The sequence below is a fragment of the Streptomyces endophytica genome (assembly GCF_026153355.1).
In the GTDB taxonomy this organism is placed as follows: Bacteria; Actinomycetota; Actinomycetes; order Streptomycetales; family Streptomycetaceae; genus Streptomyces; species Streptomyces endophytica.
The window spans coordinates 5,435,972-5,454,289 of the sequence record NZ_CP110636.1; the positions used below are offsets into that span (position 1 = coordinate 5,435,972).

At 71.7% G+C, this 18,318-nt stretch carries 16 protein-coding genes; 6 read left to right on the forward strand and 10 right to left on the reverse strand.

Going from position 1 to position 18,318, the window contains the following annotated elements; genetic code table 11:
- Window positions 1-21: 21 nt before the first annotated feature.
- Window positions 22-885 carry a calcium-binding protein gene (locus tag OJ254_RS24210; RefSeq protein WP_265364038.1) on the reverse strand — a complete coding sequence of 288 codons (864 nt, stop codon included), beginning with the start codon at window positions 883-885 and terminating at the stop codon, window positions 22-24.
- 180 nt (window positions 886-1,065) lie between these two features.
- On the opposite strand from OJ254_RS24210, the gene OJ254_RS24215 reads away from it, so the two are divergent.
- Window positions 1,066-1,464, forward strand: coding sequence for a DUF3662 domain-containing protein (locus tag OJ254_RS24215; RefSeq protein WP_265364039.1), 399 nt, complete (start codon window positions 1,066-1,068; stop codon window positions 1,462-1,464).
- A gap of 563 nt (window positions 1,465-2,027) precedes the next feature.
- Window positions 2,028-2,528, forward strand: coding sequence for an RICIN domain-containing protein (locus OJ254_RS24220; protein WP_265364040.1), 501 nt, complete (start codon window positions 2,028-2,030; stop codon window positions 2,526-2,528).
- Window positions 2,529-2,821: 293 nt separating this feature from the next.
- Here the strand turns inward: OJ254_RS24220 and OJ254_RS24225 are convergent, their stop codons facing one another.
- The 4 genes from OJ254_RS24225 to OJ254_RS24240 all read right to left on the reverse strand — a co-directional run bounded on the left by OJ254_RS24225 (window position 2,822) and on the right by OJ254_RS24240 (window position 6,906).
- The gene (locus OJ254_RS24225; RefSeq protein WP_265364041.1) at window positions 2,822-3,538 is read right to left on the reverse strand and encodes a haloacid dehalogenase type II; all 717 of its coding nucleotides are present in this window, start codon (window positions 3,536-3,538) and stop codon (window positions 2,822-2,824) included.
- Window positions 3,539-3,687: 149 nt separating this feature from the next.
- Window positions 3,688-4,188, reverse strand: coding sequence for an LppU/SCO3897 family protein (locus tag OJ254_RS24230; protein WP_265364042.1), 501 nt, complete (start codon window positions 4,186-4,188; stop codon window positions 3,688-3,690).
- A 187-nt stretch (window positions 4,189-4,375) separates the two neighbouring features.
- A complete protein-coding gene (locus OJ254_RS24235; protein WP_423835946.1) occupies window positions 4,376-5,098 on the reverse strand; it encodes a maltokinase N-terminal cap-like domain-containing protein in 723 nt (240 codons plus the stop codon).
- A gap of 38 nt (window positions 5,099-5,136) precedes the next feature.
- Window positions 5,137-6,906 carry a hypothetical protein gene (locus OJ254_RS24240; protein ID WP_265364043.1) on the reverse strand — a complete coding sequence of 590 codons (1,770 nt, stop codon included), beginning with the start codon at window positions 6,904-6,906 and terminating at the stop codon, window positions 5,137-5,139.
- A 297-nt stretch (window positions 6,907-7,203) separates the two neighbouring features.
- Between OJ254_RS24240 and OJ254_RS24245 the strand changes: the two genes are divergently transcribed.
- A complete protein-coding gene (locus OJ254_RS24245) occupies window positions 7,204-7,722 on the forward strand; it encodes a hypothetical protein (protein WP_265364044.1) in 519 nt (172 codons plus the stop codon).
- Window positions 7,723-7,787: 65 nt separating this feature from the next.
- Complete coding sequence (locus tag OJ254_RS24250) at window positions 7,788-10,835, forward strand: M48 family metalloprotease (protein ID WP_265364045.1); 3,048 nt, start codon at window positions 7,788-7,790, stop codon at window positions 10,833-10,835.
- Here the strand turns inward: OJ254_RS24250 and OJ254_RS24255 are convergent.
- The gene (locus tag OJ254_RS24255) at window positions 10,781-12,268 is read right to left on the reverse strand and encodes a VCBS repeat-containing protein (protein WP_265364046.1); all 1,488 of its coding nucleotides are present in this window, start codon (window positions 12,266-12,268) and stop codon (window positions 10,781-10,783) included. The genes OJ254_RS24250 and OJ254_RS24255 overlap by 55 nt on opposite strands.
- A 285-nt stretch (window positions 12,269-12,553) precedes the next feature.
- Here OJ254_RS24255 and OJ254_RS24260 point away from each other — a divergent pair, with 285 nt between their 5' ends.
- Window positions 12,554-12,796: a hypothetical protein gene (locus tag OJ254_RS24260; RefSeq protein WP_265364047.1), complete on the forward strand. Its 243-nt coding sequence runs from the start codon at window positions 12,554-12,556 to the stop codon at window positions 12,794-12,796.
- 21 nt (window positions 12,797-12,817) lie between these two features.
- Here the strand turns inward: OJ254_RS24260 and OJ254_RS24265 are convergent, their stop codons facing one another.
- A complete protein-coding gene (locus OJ254_RS24265) occupies window positions 12,818-13,108 on the reverse strand; it encodes a hypothetical protein (RefSeq protein WP_265364048.1) in 291 nt (96 codons plus the stop codon).
- 222 nt (window positions 13,109-13,330) lie between these two features.
- Window positions 13,331-13,795 carry a hypothetical protein gene (locus OJ254_RS24270; protein ID WP_265364049.1) on the reverse strand — a complete coding sequence of 155 codons (465 nt, stop codon included), beginning with the start codon at window positions 13,793-13,795 and terminating at the stop codon, window positions 13,331-13,333.
- Between the two features lie 362 nt (window positions 13,796-14,157).
- Here OJ254_RS24270 and OJ254_RS24275 point away from each other — a divergent pair, with 362 nt between their 5' ends.
- A complete protein-coding gene (locus OJ254_RS24275; RefSeq protein ID WP_265364050.1) occupies window positions 14,158-16,428 on the forward strand; it encodes an FUSC family protein in 2,271 nt (756 codons plus the stop codon).
- Between the two features lie 21 nt (window positions 16,429-16,449).
- On the opposite strand, the gene OJ254_RS24280 is transcribed toward OJ254_RS24275, so the two are convergent.
- Both OJ254_RS24280 and OJ254_RS24285 read right to left on the reverse strand, forming a co-directional pair.
- Entirely contained in the window at window positions 16,450-17,238 is a 789-nt protein-coding gene (locus tag OJ254_RS24280) for an MBL fold metallo-hydrolase (RefSeq protein WP_265364051.1), read from the reverse strand.
- Window positions 17,239-17,381: 143 nt separating this feature from the next.
- Window positions 17,382-18,296 (reverse strand): PhzF family phenazine biosynthesis protein, encoded by a 915-nt coding sequence (locus OJ254_RS24285; RefSeq protein ID WP_265364052.1) that lies wholly within the window; start codon window positions 18,294-18,296, stop codon window positions 17,382-17,384.
- Window positions 18,297-18,318: the final 22 nt, after the last annotated feature.

Consider the following 18,318-nt stretch of genomic DNA (forward strand, 5'->3'; position numbering starts at 1 on the left):
TATTCCACGTCGACGTGGTCACTACTGCACGTCGACGTAGTCACTCGTGGCCGTCGCCACCGACGACGTCGGCGTACCGGCGAAGACGTAGCGCCAGTAGCCGTCGGCCGACGCCTTCACGGTCGTCTTCAGGTTGCCGCGGCTGTCCGACGTCACGGTCTTGACGGTGCTGTAGCTGCTGGCGCCCTGCTTGCGGAACTGCAGCTGCACGGACTGGTTGCCGTACCCGCCGTACGTGTCGGTGTCCCAGTTCGCCCGGGTCAGGGCGCCGGTGACGGTGAGGGTCGCGCCCTTCTTCACCGGCTCGGGCCCGGCGTTCGTGGTCAGCTTGGAAGCGCGCTTCACCCAGCCGGACTTGTAGGTGTCCTTGATGGTGTAGTCACCGTCCTTGCCCACCGCGGCCGCGTACACGTGCCACCTGCCGGCGAGCAGGTTGCCGTAGATCGTGGAGGCGGGGTCGGCGACCAGGGTGACCGAGCAGGTGGAGGTCGTGGCGTTCACCTGCTTGCAGCTGCCGTGGTCGGTGCTCGGGGTCATGGCACCGTCCACACCGGTCTTGGAATCCAGGTCGGTGCCGTGCCACAGGAAGGCGTAACCGTCGTAGATTCCGGCCGGGTCGGTCGCGGTGACCGAGACGGTGTACGTCTTCTTCAGGCTGGTGCCGACCACGATGTCCTTACCGCCGTTGACGGTGACGTTCGTGATCGTGGTGTCTCCCTTTGCGTCGTCCGCCCCGGCGACGGCGGGGGACTGCGCGGCGAACGGGGTGAGCTGCGCCTTGGCGGCGCCTGCGCCCGGGGCGTCCGCGGCCTGTGCGGCCGGGATGGCGAGGGCGGATATGGCCAGGGCGCCGGACAGTGCGGCGGCAGTGGCACGAATGCGCATGTGTTCCTCGGAATGAGAAAGGGGAACCGCCGGCGTGGAAGACGGCCGTGCGGGACCCGGATCGGTCGTGGAGTCCACTGACTCCGATCACGAGACCCGTGAAGAATGTGAAGGGTTGTACGTTCAACATGGAGTTCTTGTGCCTGCATGCACACGGCGCTCTCGGGCACGCGACCTCCCATGGGACTCCTGAAGCAGATGGAACAGGTAGTGGAGGAGTGCGAGAGCGCACTGATCGCCAAGATCACCGGGAACGACCCCGTCGAGCTGTGCGACGACCTCCGGCGTGAATGCGACGACCACGCGATCGTCTGCAGCCAGCACCGCGTCCTCGTACCCAATGAGTACACGGTCGAACTCGCACCGGAGGTCCACGACGAACTGGCCGCGCGGGGCGGGCAGGTGGGGCAGCGACTCACCGACGTACTGGCCCAGCACGCCGCGAAGCGGGACTACGAGTGGGCCGGCCCGCTCACGGTCCACGTCACCGCGGCGGACGTGCCGAACGGCCGCTACCGCGTCACCAGTACGGCCAGCACCCACATCCCCGCCGGTGCCCTCACCTCACGGACAACCTGAGCCCCGCCCAGGACGCCTCCCCCGGGGACCCGCCCCTCCCCGCCCGGCAGCTTTACGACGACACCTGCGGCGATGTCACGCTTTGCCGGGATCCGGCCACGGACGCCCGCACGGTCTCGCACCGTTTCCCGCCGAGGGGCGGGCCCCGCGACTCCTCGCGCGCGCCCTGATCACGACGCAACCGTCGGGGCGAATGCTCCGCCTGGGCGGGGAATTCGCCGGGCCGCCGCCGTCCCCGTCACCGCCGCCCCTATCCTCTCCCATCCGGCCCCGCACACTGACGCCCGAGTACTGGCCGGAAATTCTCCGCATTCGGCCGAACCGCCCGGCGTTCCACGGGGACGTCCTTCGGCCAGGCCGAATTCCCGCTTGCTGTAAACCCACTCCTCTGGGAATGCATATTCTTTGAAGGGGAAACTGCTCGACCCCTTCGACGTCCGGAACGCGACTTCCGGGCGGGTGCCCGCCGACCATAGGTTCCTTTCCGAGGCACATGCCTTGGGAAAGTGCACAATCAACCTTTTCGCGTGACGCGCACCGCGTCACCAGGTCAGGAGGAGCCCGTGGCAAGTCGCAAGGCCATCGCCGCCGTTCTGTCCGCATCCGCCCTGCTGAGCGTGGGTCTGCTGTCCGCCGGCAGCGCGCAGGCGGCGGCCGCCCCGACGATCCGGCCGGACGTGCGGTACACGTTCCAGAACGTCGGCAGCGACCGCAACCTCGACGCCTTCGGAAACGACACCCTCAAGTCCTGGTCTCCCGACATCTCCGGAACTCAGGACTTCTACTTGAAGGCCGGAAGGTTCCAGGGTTACCAGCTGGAAAGCGCCATCCACCCCGGCCGGTGCGTCACGGCCAAGGGTATCGGGCAGCAGATTGCGCTGGAGGACTGCAATTCCGGAATCCAGGCCCAGTACTGGGACTACGCGAACAGAGACGAGGGCTCGGCCCTCATCAGCCGTAAGTTCGCCAGGGGTTGCATTGCCGATGCCGGCAATCGCAACGCGGTAGCACTCGCACCGTGCACGGGCTCCGACGACCAGCGGTGGATTCCCTTGATCGGCTGAGGCCCGCGGCACCAGCTCAACCTGGCGGGGCGGCGAGCCCGGCAGACTTCCCGCCCCGCCAGGCGTTCAGTGCCGGGGCGATGACGGCGAAGGCCCGGTCGATCAATGCGGCGGGGTCCTCGGCGCCGTCGCTTCCGCTCCACCGTTGCAGTGCGGCATCAAAGGCGTTCAGTCTCTGGGAAGTGTCGGAGCAGCTGACCGACGTGCGGTTCGCCCTCGCGGCGGCCGCTCAACGGCCGCCTGCCCCCTAGTCACGTGCCGCCGGCCCCGGCCCCTCACACCGACGTCCGCGCTCAGCCGTTGGTTGCCAGCACGCGGGCCAGGTCGGGGACGTCGGCGGCGACGAGGTCGACGTCGGTGGGCGTCGGGACCGGTGCGGCGTCCGGGCCCCATTCCAGCGGGCGGGGGAGGTATGCGGTGCGGAGCCCGGCGTCGGCGGCCGCCGCCAGGTCGTCCGGGTGGCAGGCGACCATCAGGAGCCGCCGCGGTTCCACGCCGAGCAGTTCGGCGGCCGACAGGTACACCCGCGGGTCGGGCTTGTACGACTTGACCAGCTCGGCCGAGAGGAGGCAGTCGAAGCGGAGCCCGGCGTGCTTGGTGAGGCGGGCGAGCAGACCGACCCCGCCGTTGGACAGCGTGGCGGTGATCACCCGGCTGTCGTGCAGCCGTTCCAGGCCGGCCGGGGCATCGGGCCAGGCAGGCAGCCGGTGCCAGGCCCGCACGAGTTCGTCCCGCTCCGCTTCGCCGAGGGCATCGAGTCCGGCTCCGTGACCGGCCAGCGCCTCGTCGAGCGTGATGCGGTGCAGACCGTCCAGGGGGAGCCAGGGCAGGTCGCCGGACACGACCCTGAGCAGCGCCGGCCGGTACCGGCGGCGCCAGGTGTCGCTGACGGCGCCCCAATCGGCCTGCAGCCCGGCCCGGTTGCCGACGGCGGCCAGCGCCTCCGTCACACCGGACCGCCAGTCGGTCAACGTCCCGAAGACGTCGAACACCGCGGCATCGATGTCCATGCCCATCCCCATTGCCCCGTTCTCGTGCCCCGCAGAAGCAGACGCCCTGTCCCCTCGGTCGTCGAGACGACGTGCCGGCCGCCGCCCGCAGGAAGCGGGCCGACGGCCGGCGGCAAGCGGCGCACGGAAACCTTCGAGCGGCGGCTCGATCAGACCTTGCTGAAGCACAACGTGTAGCTGGCGGTGTGCCGGCCCACGTACTCGATACCGTAGTCCCACTTCGGCCCGCACTTCTGGGCGGGTCCGTCCAGCCGTTCGCCCAACTTGTACTCGGCATCGGCCGAGCCGCAGTCGACGATCAGCGTCACCGGCTCGCCCTCGGGGTCCTTGACCTTGACGCAGTCGCCGATCTTCGGGTTGTACTTCTTGTCCGCCGCCTCGCGCCGGGCAACCTGCTCGGCTTCCTTCTTGGCCTTCCCGCCGTTGGGGTTGGTGTTGTAGTCCCACACGTACCAGGCACCGCCGCCGAAGACGGCCAGGATGACGAGGGCGGTGATGAGACCCCGCAACGGGCTGCGCTGCGGAGGCCGTTGGGGGCCGCCGGGGGGCTGCGGGTGTCCGTACGGCTGCTGGACGGGCGGCTGGACCGGCTGCGCATAGCCGTACTGCTGGTGCGGCGGCTGGTTCTGGTACGGCGGCGGTGCGGACATTCTGGGGTCCCCATGGTGGACTGCTCGACTCCGGCTGAAGATCAACAGGACGTTGACCGGGGCAGGCTACCCGCCGCCACCTGCCCGGCCGGCATCAGTCCCCCTCCGTATGAGCCTTCTGCCGCTCTGGGGCGTATGGGCGGTCGGCCCGGCACATACGGGTTGTCGGCCCACCGGTTCCCAGCAGCTATGCGGTGGTGCGGGCCGGCGCACCGTCATGGACGGTGGCGAACCGGCCGCGTGCTGTGGTGCCGTCGGCGAGGCGCCAGACAGTGCTGACGTGCCCAAGCTCCGCGGGGCCGGAGGAGGTTGGGCCGCCCTCGGGCTGCGGCTGGAGCACGCGGTGGAGGGTGAGGGTGAGCTGCCTGGTGGCGTCCACGGCCACCAGGGCGTCGGTGCCGCGCGGTCCGTTGACCACGTCCAGGAGAGTGATCGCCGCCGGGCCGCCGCTGACGTTCGCCGCTGTGCCGGAGGCGGAGAACGATGCGGTGACGGACGGATCGACGGCGTCGCTCGCGTTCTGGTCCTGGGCCTCGGCGTTGCCGGTGATGAGGGCGAGGAGTTGCGCCCTCATCACCGGGTCGTGGATGCCGTCGTAGATCCAGCGGCGTCCCAGCACCCCGTGTTCGGTGTTGCCGACGAGGGCGCGCTCGCCGCCCTCCAGTGGGGCGCCCCGGTAACTCAGCGGTACGTGGTACGTGACGGGCCGGTCGCCGGATGCGTCGGTGACGGCCATGAATTCGAGGCCCACTTCACCGTCCGGATCGTCGAGCCGGAAGCCACCGGCCTTGCTGAGCTCCGGCGCGCCCCCGGCGCCGACGTACCAGGGCTGCGTGGGCAGCCATGAGGTGAGCAGCTCCAGTTTGGTGGGCTTGAGGGTGGTGTCGTGGACGACGGCCATGTTGGTCATCTTGCCATCCGGTCAGCCGGGCCGCCCCTCTGGATTGCCTACGCCCGGGAGAGGGCACGCGTCATGCCGGCGATCACCGCGGTGGCCAGTATCCAGCCGCCGGTTACCGAGGCCCAGACAAGCCACTGGCCTGGGCCGTGAGCCAGAAAGGCCTGCTGCTGGCCCAGGTCAAGGACGGGGAGGAGGACATCAACCGCATAGATGAACGGGGAGAAGTCCGGGTGCGGGCCTTTCGTGCCGTTCGCCGGAGTGGGGGGAAACAGCGCGAAGTAGCAAGCCGTGAGGGTGACTCCCAGGGTGAGCCAGCCGAATGCCCGTGCCGGCCGGTATCCGTAACCGACCAGAAGATCCTGGAGGTATCCCCAGAGGCGTGACGGCCAACGCAATGTCCTGCGGCGATGCCGTTGCTTGGCGAGCAGGACCGTGCGGGCATCCTCGTCGTGCCCAAGACGCCGGTAGTAGGCGGCGAGTTGTTCGTAGCGCCAGGGTTGATAGTGGCCGTCGGCGCCATGAGTGAGCCAGGCGAGGCGCTCCTGCGCCGGCAGGTGCGGAAGAAGCATGTCGTACTGGGTGCGGTTCAGGTCGAGGTGGGCAGGCAGGAATTGCGCGTCGTCGTGAATCGTGCGGATGGTCGCACCGGTGAGGAGGACGGTCTCGGGGACGGAACAGAGTTGTTTCAGGGAGAGTTCCCCCAGGCTGGCTTCGGCGCAATCGAGGGTCACGGGATCGTCGCCCCTGCCACCACCGCCGAGTTCCGCTCCCCAGAAGGACAGCCGCCCTGCTATGCGAGCGCCCGCCAGGGTGATTCCGCCGCCGTTCACGCCAAAGCCGTCTCCGCAGCTGAGGTCGCCGGTGACGGTCGCGTGCGGGGCTCTCAAGGACGGACCGCGGTTGTTGCTGAGGGTCGCTCCGTCAAGCTCCACGCCTGCGCCGATCGACACTCCGTAGAGGTTCACTCCGCCGTCGGCGGTGAACCCACTGCGTGCGTAAAGACCGCCGCGCACCGACATATTGGGTGCGCTGAGGGCCCACCCTTCATCGTTCAGCAGTGTGGCCCCGTTCAGCCAGAGTTGGCCGCCGATGTCGGCTCCGAAGAGGGAAATGCCGCCGATCAGTTGGACATCGATGAGGGAAAGGTCCCCGCCGAGGGAAATGTTGTGCGCTCGCAGGGCTGGCGCACGGGGATTGGTGAGGTATGCGCCGTCGAACTCGGCCCCCGCCCCCACTGAAGTCCCGTACAGATTCACACCTCCCTCGGCAACGAACCTCGCGCCGCCGTAGAGGCCGCCCGCGAGATCCATATCCGGTGCGCTGAGTGCGTATCCGTCGGCACAGGACAGCCTTGCCCCTACCAGCCAGATGCGGCCTGAGATTTGCGCCCCGAAGAGATCGACGGCACCGGAGACCACGTCTCTGAGGTTCAGGTCTCCCTTGAGCGAGAGAGCGTAGCCATCAAGGCCCGGAAGCCTGGATCCCCTGAGGGAGAGAGCGGGTAGTTCGGTTCGCGTGAGATCGAGGGGATCGTCGAATGCGCATTCTTCCAAGAGGAGCGGGCAGACGGCTCGGCCGTGTCGTAACGTGAGCTTGCCGGTGATGCGTGCGCCCCGAATAAGCAACTGGGGGGCTCTTCCTGCCGGCACCTGTGCTTCTCCCAGTGCCAGCCGGGTCACCACGTCGGCTCGGATACGGCGTTCCGGGCCCCACTCCCCCGCGCTCTCGACTGCATCGAACTCCTCGTTCCCGACACGGAGATCGCATGCGCGCCCTTCGATGAACGCAGTCCACAAGACCCGTTCGCTGTCGTTCATGTCGTCCGGTGGACGCATCCTCTTTTGCTCCCTCGCTCGGGACGGAAGCGCGCTGTCTGAGGCTCGCTTTCTGGAGCCCATTGTTCAAAGGCCAATGCTGCAAGCAAGCCGCTGTCGCGGGGTGGCGTCACTAGGCTATGGGGGCGGTAGGTCGTTCGGTCGGGGTGAGGTCGAGGGCGACGAGGGGGCTGGTGGCGAATGGGCGCGGTGCGGGGGACGGGCGGTCCTGGTGCGGTCCGGCGGGGCGTGGGGGCCGGGGCCGGCGGGGGTGACCGGGGCGGGGTTCCGGTGCGGGAGGTGGTCCGGGAGGTCGTCGTTGAGGTCGCGCCGGACGAAAAGGTCCTGGTCGAAGGGCTGTTGCGGATCGACGACGAGCGGGCCGTGGCGCGGCTGAGGGGGCGCGGACGGACCCGCGAACCACTCGGGTTCGGGGTGCAGGAGGTCACGGCACTGGTGACGCCGGTGGTGTGGCTGGCGCTGGACGAGGCCGCGCGGAAAGTGGCGGGCGCGGCCGTCGAGAACGTGGGCCGCCGGTCGAAGGCGTGGCTGCGCAGGGTGGCGCGCCGGCCCGCGGCGGTCAGGGTCGTGCCACCACTGACGGCGGAGCAGCTGGAGTCGGTGCGGCAGCGGGTCCTGGAGCTGGGGGCGGAGAGCGGGCTGGCGGCGGAGACGGCGACCGCACTGGCCGAGCGGGTGGTGGCGCGGTTGGTGCTGCCGCCGTCGCAAGGGCAGTTGGCGCCGGAAGGGCAGTTGGCGCCGGATGACGCGCACGGTGGTTCCGGGGAGCCGGGGCCGGAGGCGCAGGGGCGGCCTTGATGGCCGAGGGTGGGAAAGGGAGCGGGTTAGCGGGGCGTCCGGCGAGCGCGGGCCCGGGTGCCGGCGTGGGCGTCGATGAGCGCGTCCTCGGGGCGGGCACGGGGCTGCGCTTCGTTCTGCTGATGGTGCTGTTCCTGACCAGCAGTGCCACCGTGACGAACAAGATCGTGGAGTCGGTCGCCGATCCCCGCAACATCCGGGTCGGGTGTGCGCTCGCGGCCGGGGCCAATCCGGACAGCGACTACCTGGGCATCGCGCTGACCACGGTGCGCGCCGGTGACGCCTACCAGAGGTGTCTGGACCGCTTCGTCCCGTCGGCCGCGGGGTGGGTCCCGGTCGTCGTGCTCGGTGCGCTCCTCGTCGCGGCGGCCGGGCTGTACTGGATGCTGCCGCGCTGGAAGGGCCGCCGCGGGCGGGTCGTGCCGGTGGACGGGAGCCTCGTCGGCGGACCGGCGGCCGGGCCGGGCGCCGAACGGCCCGCTCCCCAGGGCGAGTTGCGGGCCGTGCTGGACGAGCTGGTCGAGGTGGCCGGGCTGTCCGGGCGTCCGCCGCGGTTCGTCATCGCGCCGGCGGAGGTCACGGCCGGTGCGGTGGTGTTCGGACGGCTGCGGCGCTACGCGGTCTGTCTGCACGGCGGCCTGGTGGCGCGTCGGGGGCAGGATCCCGAGGGCTTCCGTGCGGTGGTCCTGCACGAGCTCGCGCACATCCGTAACCGGGATGTCGATGTCACCTACGCCACGGTCGCCCTCTGGCGGGTGTTCCTCGTCGCGGTGATGCCGGCGTATCTGGTCTGGATCGCGCTGGACCTCAGGTCCTCCGCGATGTCGGCCGTCCTCGGGCCCGCGGAGCGGATCGGCATGGCGCACGAATTGGTGCTGTCGGCCGCGATGATCGCGTTCGTCCACCTCGCCCGTGCGGATGTCCTGCGGACCCGTGAGACCTATGCGGATCTGGACGCCCTTGCCTGGGGCGCGGATGCCGGGGCGTGGCGCGACCCGGGGTCGCCCCGGGCGTCCCGTTCCCGCCGCCTCTGGGGGTCGTTCGCCGCGTTGTGGCGGACGCATCCCCCGTGGGACCGGCGGGTGGCATCGCTCAGCGATCCGCGGGAACTGTTCGCGCCCCATGCCGGCACCCTCTTCGTGGCCGGTGCCACGTCGACGATCGTCGGCGACCAGATGGCCGACCTCTTGCCGGGCGTACGGCAGGGATGGGTGCTCGGGCCGTTGACGGCCCTGCTCGCGGGCCTGATCGCGGCGATTCCGGGCTTGGCGTTGTGGCGGGGTGTGGCGCGTGCGGTACTGACCGGCGGGCGGGTGCCGTCGGGTCTGCGCGCGGGGTGGTGGCTCGGGGTGGGGCTCGTCGTCGGCGAGTTGCTGATGAGCACGACGTCCGGGAGCACGCGGTGGCTGCCCCGGCATCCGGAAGCGTTCGCCCTGCTCCTCGTGATGAGCGTCGGCATCCTGTGCTGGACGGCGCAGTACGCGGAACTGTCGGTGCGTTCGTGGCGGGGGCGCACCCTGCGCCCGGCGATGCTGCTCGGACTGGCCGCGACCTGGGCGGTGTTCGCCCTGTGGTACGCCTGGTGGCAGGCCGACGGCCATGTGCTGACGATGGGGTGGGCCTACTCCGGCAGCGGGATCCGGGAAGCGCTGGAGCACGATCTGCCGGGCACGGTGCCGGGGCACGAGGGCGCGCTCTCGGCGATCGCGATGGCTTTGCCGCTGCTGCTGCCGATCGGTACGGACCCGATGATGCTGTGGGCCGCCGCGCTGCTGTGGCTGCTGCCGCTGCTCGCGTGGGTACGGCGGAGGAGTGCGGCGGGGGCGGCGCCGCGCTGGGTGCGGAGTGCGCTGCGCGGGGCGTCCGGCCCGGCCCGAGGGCCCGCGGCGGTGCTGCCGTCGCTGCGGCGGCCCCTGTACGCCGCCGGTGTCGGCGGGCTGGTGTGCTGGGCCGGCATCGTCGCGGTCATGGCCTCGATGCACACCTGGCAGCCGCCGGTCGACCGGCGGTACGGCACCTATCTGCTGGTCTTCCTGGCGTCGGCGCTGATCGTGCTGGTCGGCGGTACCGCCGCCACGGCCGCGGTGACCGCCGCGCTGACCGGCCGCTTCTCGCTGCTCCTCGCTCTCGTGGCGGCCGGGACCACGGCGCTGCTCGGGCTGGCCGGCCTGTTCCTGCTCGGGTCCTTCGACGGCTGCCTCGGCCCGCTCAACACGCTGAGGTCCACGTGTCATTGGCAGCCCGACGCGATCTGGTCGACCACCGAGATCCTGCTGCCCCTGGTGCTGGGGCTCGGCCTCTTCGTCTCCGCCGCGGCCGCGCTGCTGGGGATGGCGGCGCGGAGGGTGGGGCGGCGGGCGCTACGGCGAGATCGCCCAACTGCCGGCAACGTCAATTCGGTTGGGAAGAAACCGAAGCGGAGGTGGGGACGGCCCGGGCCCCGGCGGGAGAAGGTGGTCGCGCGGCGGGTGTGGGTCGGCGTGACGTGCGGAGCCGTCCTCGCGCTCAACGCGACGGTGAGCCTGCCCAGCGGTGACGGCGGACGGCCCGGCCGGGCCTCGCTCACGAAGGAGCAGTTGGTGCCCCGTGACGCGATCCCGGCCGCCTCGCCCCAGGTCCTCGGTGCGCAGACGGACGCCTGGCTCCGGCTCGGCGGACGGAACCTCACGGGACGCTTCGGGGCCGCGGTGCTGGGGATCGTCACGGCGCTGCAGGACAAGTCGGCGCTCACCGACCGCGGTTTCGCCGCCCGCCGGATCCGTCCGCACTGCGTCGCCGTCGAGCAGGTCGTGTCGGAGGCCGGTCGCTACCTTCCGCTGCCGGACCCGTGGGCCCAGCAGCGGTGGGCGCGGCTCCAGCGGCGGGGCGAACAGGCGGGCGCCGACTGCCGGCGGGCGATCGTGGAGGGCAGGTTCCCGGTGTTCACGAAGGCCATGCGGGACTTCCTGGACATCGGCCGGGCCACCACGGAACTGCTCGACGTCATCGCGGCCCAGGCCGCCCCGGGGCGGGGGACGCACGCCGCACCCGGGAGGCCACCGGCAGCCGGCGGGCCGGCTCAGCCTTCCAGCGGAACCCCGAACCGCACGGCCGGAGCCGCAGGAGCCCCGTAGTACGCCGAGCCGGTGCCCGTCGGGCCGGCCGGGCTGCCGGGCAGGCGCCAGACCATGCCGGTGCCGTTCTCGCCGGCGGCGGTCACGGCGAGGTCCGCCCGGCTGTCGTGGTCGGTGTCGGTGAGCAGCAGGGCCGCGCCGAAGCGGTCCCCGGGCTCGGCGGCGCCGGGCACTCCCGGGCTGTCCTGGGTGTACATCTGCGCCCCGGCCGTCGTGAGTCCGTCGGGTGAGCCGCGCAGTACGGTCACCGCGCCGGCCGACCTCACGGCCGCCGCGCCCGAACCGAGCGTCTCCCCGGGGGCGCCGACCACGAGGTCGCCGACGTGGTCGCCGTCCACGTCACCGATGGCGAGCGCCCCGCCGAAGGTGTCCTCGGGCTCGGACGTGCCGGGTACGCCCTCGGTGTCCTGGTCGACGGAGCGCGCCGGGCGCCCGGTGCCGGGGCCGGCGGCCGCCCCGTACACGACCATCACCCGGCCGCCGATACCGCCGCCGCTCTCACCACGGCTGGCGACCGCGAGATCCGCCCGTCCGTCGCCGTCGAGGTCGCCCGCGGTGTAGGCCTTGCGCCCGGCGACGCGTACGCCGTCCGGCAGGCCGGGCACCAGCTTGCCGGCGGCCAGCCCGTCCGGTGCGCCGGCGAACCACCAGATGCCGGAGGAGGTGTCCGCGTCGTTCTCGGGCTGTGGGTTCGCCTCGGCGAGCAGATCGGCGCGGCCGTCGCCGTCCATGTCGGCGGCCCGGACGGCGTCGATCCACTCGCTTCCCGCGGGCAGCCGGTGCACGGTGACGCCGCTGTTCGCACCGGCGCGGGTGAACGGGCCCGCGAGCAGCCGCACTCCGCCCTCGTGACCGACGGCCAGGTCCGGGTGGCCGTCACCGGTGAAGTCCGCGGCCGCGAGGGTCGCGCCGACCGCGCTGTACGGGCCCTCGGGGTCCGGCGCGCCGGTCGGCAGGGGCGTACCGCCGGACAGGCCGGACGGTCCGCCCCACAGGATCGTCACCGCACCGGCCGCCCAGCGGCTGGTGCCGACCACTTCGTACGGGATGCCGACCGCGAGGTCGCTGAAGCCGTCGCCGTCGAAGTCCGCCGCGGCCAGCGCCCGGCCGAAGCCGTCCCCGTCCTCGTCGTGTCCCGGTACCCCCGGCGACTCCTGGTCGAGGACGGCCCGTTGCGAGCCGAGGCCGCCGGCCGCGCCGTAGAGCACGGTGATCCGGCCCGCGCCGCCGTCCGAGGCGGCCACCACGTCGCCGTGGCCGTCACCGTTGAAGTCTCCGCGGAGGCCGGGCGTGGCGGCGGTGGCCGGGCCGGTGTCCAGGGAGACCAGACCGGCCGCGAGCAGCACCGAGCAGGCCACCGAGGAGAGCGTGGACCGCCGGCGTCCGGCGGGGCGGACGGAGCGGGCCGGGCTCGCGCCGGTCCCGGTGGTCACCGTCGGCCGCCGCTCCCCCGACGTCCGCATCGGTCTGCTGAGTCGCTGCACGGTGGGCATGGCAGGTCCGTTCTCTGCGCCGGGAGCCCGGGGTCGGGCGGCGTCCCGAGGTGTCTTTGCCCAGGGAGACGGTTCAGCCGCCGTAGGGGTTGTGGTGGACGACGGGAGGCGGTGCGGCCGTCACTCCGGGGCACCGTCCGGGCCGTTTCCCAGGGGGCCGGGCGTCATAAAGTGTGAGTTTCGCGGCCGCGGTTGCCATCGGGCCGCGCTGTCGTTGAGAACGGCATGACCAAAATGAACCGTACGTTCGCCGCACTGCTGCTGGCTGCGGGGGCCTCGGCCGCCGTCCATCCCGCCGCGAACGCCTCGCAGACGGACCAGCCGCTGCTGTTCAGCGTGGACGACGAATTGGCCAAGCTCCACGATCTGGGACCCCACGGAAAGGTGGCCCGGGCGGCGACCTCCCTCACGTCGGTGTTCCATCTGCTCACCCCGGTCAGCCGGGTGCTGGACAAGGGACAGCGGTGAGAGTGGCCCCCTCATCCGCCATCAGACGACATGGTCGGCGAGGGAATAGATGAGGTAGGCCGAATACGCGATGAGCACCAGGCCCCAGAAATAGGAACTGGGCTGTTCGTTCCGGATGTTCCACATCTTCTTCAGGCAGCCGATCGTGGCCAGAATGCCGAGGAGTCCGACGGCCGCGGAGATCCAGAAGATGACCGGGCTGTCGGCGGCGAAGCCGGTACCGATGTTCGCCACGATGAACAGCAGTACGGGCCAGGTGTGGTTCAGCGGCGATTCGTCGGTTCCGGAAGCCTGCTGTGTCTCGTGCGCCATGGTTGCTCCTCGGTTGTGCGGGAGAGGGACGGGCGGCCGGTGTCCCGGGGTCGGCGGCGAGCCCGGGAAAGGCCCGTCGGGGGTGCGCCCGGCGATCTGCCGTATGCCGGTAACTCGCCGCAGTGCAACGGGAATTGCTGGATATACGGCGTGCGCCCCGGGTCGCCGGAGCGTACCAGGGGCGCACGTTGTTCAGCCTGGGATTCCGCTAGCGGGGGGAATTCACAGGATGATGTCGATCAGCCACTCGATGGCGACCTTCGTGGAGATGATGCCGCCCAGCGTCAGTGCCTTGCGGATCCACTTCGGAAGCTTGTTCCACTGCTTGGTGAAGTAGCCCTTGCCCTTCTTCGCCCACCCGGTGAGCTTCTTCTGCCAGCTCTTCGGCAGGCGCTTGAAGGCGGCCTTCAGGGCCTTCTTCTTCAGCTTGTCGATGATGCCGTGCGGCTTGACCTGGCTCGCGCCGGTCTGCGCGGCGGTGCTGGCGCCACCGGTCTTGGCCGCGGCGTCCGCGAGCTGCTGCGACAGGTTCGCCGGGAGGACGGTGCGGGCCTGGTCGACGGTGAGGGTCTGCACCGCGGCGGTGCGGGCCGGCGCCTCGGTGGCGGCGGAGGCGGCCGGCGCGGCGACGCCGAGGGCCACGGCGGCGGTCAGGGCTGCTGCGGTTATTCGCATCTTGTTGCGCATGAAGACTCCTCAAATCAACTGGGGGGCATGGCCGTACCCGCAGGGGGTCCGGAAGCGGCCTTACCTGGACCGGAAGTTCCGATCGACTGGTGAAGAGTTTTCCGATTGCGCGGTCTTCTGGGTATTGAATCTTTGGGCAGTTGAACGGGTGGGCAATGCCCTTCGGGACAATGCCGCGCCGCGGAATTCCGGGGCACCGGGCGGCATTCGGCGCCGTCCCGTAATAACGCGCCGGACAGGGCAATTCGCCCGTTTCTCCGTCTTCCGGATCCGGCGGGCGACCGGCCGCGGCCCCGGAAAGTCGCCATGGGATGCTGAGACGTCCCTGCTCAGGGCGAGAATCGGGAGTGTAGAGCGGCGTGATGTCAGCGATACGACGGGCTGTGACCGGTACCTGGGACCGCTTCGCGGCCTCCGATCCCGGGCTGCTGCGGTTGATGGCGGGACTGCGGACGGTGGGGGCGATCCTGGTCACGCTCGTCGTCCTGGCGCTGCTGCACACCGGCGTCACCCTGATGGTCGCGGGCGCGATGACGGCGATGGTGTCGACCTTCGCGATCCGCGAGAAGGAGGTCCGCGGCCAGGCGATCACGCTGGCGCTGGGCCTGCCCGTCGCGCTCGCCGCGATGTCCCTCGGGGCGCTGCTGCACGCCAGGGTCATCGCCGGCGATCTGTGCTTCCTGGCGCTGATCTTCGCTGCCGTGTACTCCCGCCGGTTCGGTGACCGCGGCACGGCGCTCGGACTGGTCGGGTTCCAGGTCTACTTCGTGTCGCTGTTCGTGCGGGCCACCGTGCCGACGCTGCCCCAGCTGGCGTTGACCCTGTCCGTCGCCTTCGCGTGCAGCGCGGTCGTACGGTTCACCGTCGTCCCGGAGACCCCGCAGCGCACCCTCGCCCGGCTGCGCGCCGCCTTCCGGGCGCGGCTGGCACAGCTGGTGGCCACCCACCTCGCCCTCATGGACGCCGAGCCCGGGCAGCTGGACGACGTCCTCGACGATCTGCGCCGGGACACGGCGCGGCTGCACGAGGCGGCGCTGATGATCCAGGGCCGCCTGGAGGAGGGCACCCCGGACGAGGCCACGGCCGGGCTGCTGCAGCGCCGGGTCGCGGACGCCGAGATCGCCGCCGAGCGGCTGGGGATGCTGCTGCTCAACGCGCGCAGCGCCGAACGCGCGGACACCCTCACCCTGCACCTCCCGCACGCCCCGGTGCCCACCACCACGAGCGTGCTGGAGACCGGTGGCGATGTGCACACCAGGCTGCGCCGGGACCTGGAGGCGCTGAACCTGCTGGTGGCGCGGCGGGCGCCGGACGACCGCGGCACGGCACTGGCGCACGTGCGCAACCGGCTCCTCGGCTACCGCGACGAGGACAAGCTGCCGCCGGCCTCGCCGGCCGTCCAGGACGCCTTCCGCGGTATCGGTGAGGCCGCGCGCGCCGTCCTGGGTCTGCGGCTGGCGCTGGACGGGCCGCAGGACGAGTCCGACGACTCGCCGGCCACCACGCGGTCCCGGGAGGAGTTCGACGCCGAGGACCTCGCGATCGTCGGGGCCGGGGCGGACGAGGAGGGCGGCGGGTCCGAGGACGACCGCACCGGGCTGCAGCGGCCCACCACCCGGGCCGCCTTCCAGGTCGCGGTGGGCTCGGCGCTGGCCATCGTCGGCGGGGAGTTCCTGTCCAGCCAGCGCTGGTACTGGGCGGTGCTGACCTGCTGGGTGGTCTTCCTCAACACCTCGTCGACCGGCGAGATCCTGGTGAAGGGCTACCGCCGGCTGGTGGGCACGGTGTTCGGGGTGGTTGCCGGTGTCGCGCTGGCCGGACTGGTCGGCAACCACACCTGGACCGCGTTCGCCCTGGTGCTGGTGTGCATCTTCGGCATGTTCTTCACCGCGCCGCTCTCGTACGCATTGATGTCGTTCTTCGTCACGGCGATGCTCGGCCTGCTCTACACCCTCCTCGACACCTACAGCCTGTCCGTCCTGGTGCTGCGCATCGAGGAGACGGCGCTGGGCGCGGCCTGCGGGATCATCGCCGCGGCGCTGGTGCTGCCGGTGCACACCGACCGGCGTACGGACGAGCACCTGGACACCGTGCTGGTGCGGCTGCGGGAGGTGGTGGCCGCGGCGGTCGAGCAGCTGAGTGGCGGGCCCGCCGTCGACCTGCTGGGCCTGGCCCGTGATCTGGACACCGCCCTGGACGAACTGCGGGCCTCCACCCGGCCGTTGACGCATCCGATCACGCCGCTGCGGGTGCGGCGGCAGACCGCGCAGTACCTGGTGGCGCTGCTGGAGACCTGCGCCTATCACGCCCGTTCGCTGGCGGCGACGGCCGAACTCGTGCCGTACAGCAGGACGATCGCGGCCGATCCGCGGCTCTCGCTCGCCGGGAAGCGCATCGCGCGGAACCTGGATCTGATCGCCGCGCGGGTGCGGGACGAGCCGGCCGAGGGCGAGGTGGAGGCCGGGGCCAGCATCGCCGCGATGCTGGAGGCGAGCGACTCCCCGGCCCTGCGGTCGGGGACCGTCACCTTCCGCGTGCTGCGGCATCTGCAGCGGCTGGACGAGAACGTGGTGGGCATCGCCCGGCCGCTGGACGTGCCGGTGGCCGGCCGGAAGACCGGCCCGCGGGCCTGACCCGCCGGCCGGCCCGGGCGGTCACAGTTCGATCCGCTCCCCCGGCTTCAGCAGCCGCAGCCGGTCCTCGATGCCGGCCCGCCGGAAGGCCTCGACCAGCGAGTCGCTGCCCTGGGTGAAGTGGCCCCAGTGCTCGAAGTGCAGGGGTACGACCTGACGGGCGCCGAGGAGGCCGGCGGCCTCGGCGGCCCGGTCGCTGGGGAGGGTGAGGTACGCGTCGCCGAGCAGCGGGGTCTGCGCGCCGCCGGCGAACAGCAGCGCCACGTCGAACGGCCCGAACCGTTCGGCGATCGCCCGGACCACGTCGAGCGAGGCGTTGTCGCCGCTGACGTACACCGTCGGCAGGCCGGCGCCGGACAGCACGAAGCCGGTGACCTCGCCGACCAGGTGCTCGGTACCGTCCGGGCCGTGCTGCGCGGGGACTCCGGTGACGGTGAGGGTGCCGCCGTCCGGGCGGGGCAGGGTGAGCTGTTCGCCGTCGGCCAGCGCCCGGACCGTGCCGCCGAGCCGTTCGCGCGCGGCGGCGGTGGACAGGACCAGGGGTGCCCCGGCGGTGTACGCCCGGCCGGCGCGGTCGAGGTTGTCCGGGTGGTGGTCGTGGGAGAGCAGCACCGCGTCGACCGGGCCGATCTCCTCCGGGGTGAGCGCGGCGCCCGCCGTCTTGACCAGCTTCCGCTCGCCGATGGGGTAGTCGCCGGGCGGGTCGAAGGTGGGGTCGGTCAGCAGCCGCACCCCGGCGATCTCCAGGAGTGCCGTGGGGCCGCCCACATACCGGACGGTGACTCCACCGGACGACGAGGATGCGCTCATGACTGCCTTTCGCTTGCAGGGACGCCGCCGGGGCGACGGTGCGGACGGCGGGAGGCCGTCCGCATGATCCGTAACGCCGGTGTGCCGGGGCGCATTCCGGCCCGTGTCCCCGGCTGGTCCCGGCTAGTCCCGGCTAGTCCCGGCTAGTCCGCGAGCGGAACGGCCGCGCCGGTCACCCTGATCCGTGCGTCGTCGGGGTCGATGTCGACGTACAGGTCGCTGGGGCGGCCCATGTCCTCGCCCTGGCGGAGGTGGGCCCGCACCGGCTCGGTGACCAGGCCGAGGGTGCGCAGATAGCCGCCGAAGGCCGCGGCGGCGGCGCCGGTCGCCGGGTCCTCGACGACGCCGCCGACCGGGAAGGGGTCCCGGGCGTGGAAGTCCAGGCGGTCCGGCGCCTGGCGCTGGACGAGGTGCACGGTGGTCCAGCCGCGCTCCCGCATGAGGTCGTGCAGGGCGTCGAAGTCGTAGTCGAGGGCGGCCAGCCGCTCCCGGCTGCGGACGGCCAGGACGAGGTGGTCGTTGCCGGCGAAGGCGATGTGCGGCGGCAGTTGGGGGTCCAGGTCGGCCCGGCTCCAGTCCAGCGCCCGGAGCACGGTGTCGACGAGGGCGTCGCCGGCCGGGCGGGAGTGCGCGGGCACGCTGGTGAGCGTGGCCCGCAGGCTGCCGTCCTGACGGGTGGTGGACACCCGGATCTCGCCCGCCGGGGTGTCGAAGACCAGCTCTCCGGTGCCGGTCCGGGAGGCGAGGGCGACCGCGGTGGCGATGGTGGCGTGGCCGCAGAAGGCGACCTCGGCGCGGGGGCTGAAGTAGCGCAGCCGGTAGCGGCGGGCGGCGGTGTCGTGCGCGGTGACGAAGGCCGTTTCGGAGTACCCGACCTCGGCGGCGATGGCCAGCATGCGGGTGTCGTCGAGGGCCTCGGCGTCGAGCACCACGCCGGCCGGGTTGCCGCCCGCGGGGTCGGTGGTGAAGGCGGAGTAGCGCAGCACCTCGACGTCCGCGTCCGCGTGCGCGGCGGGGTGGGTGGCGGAGTCGGTGGAGGAGGTCGTGTGGTTCGTCATGGGTTCACCGTGTCACCGCACC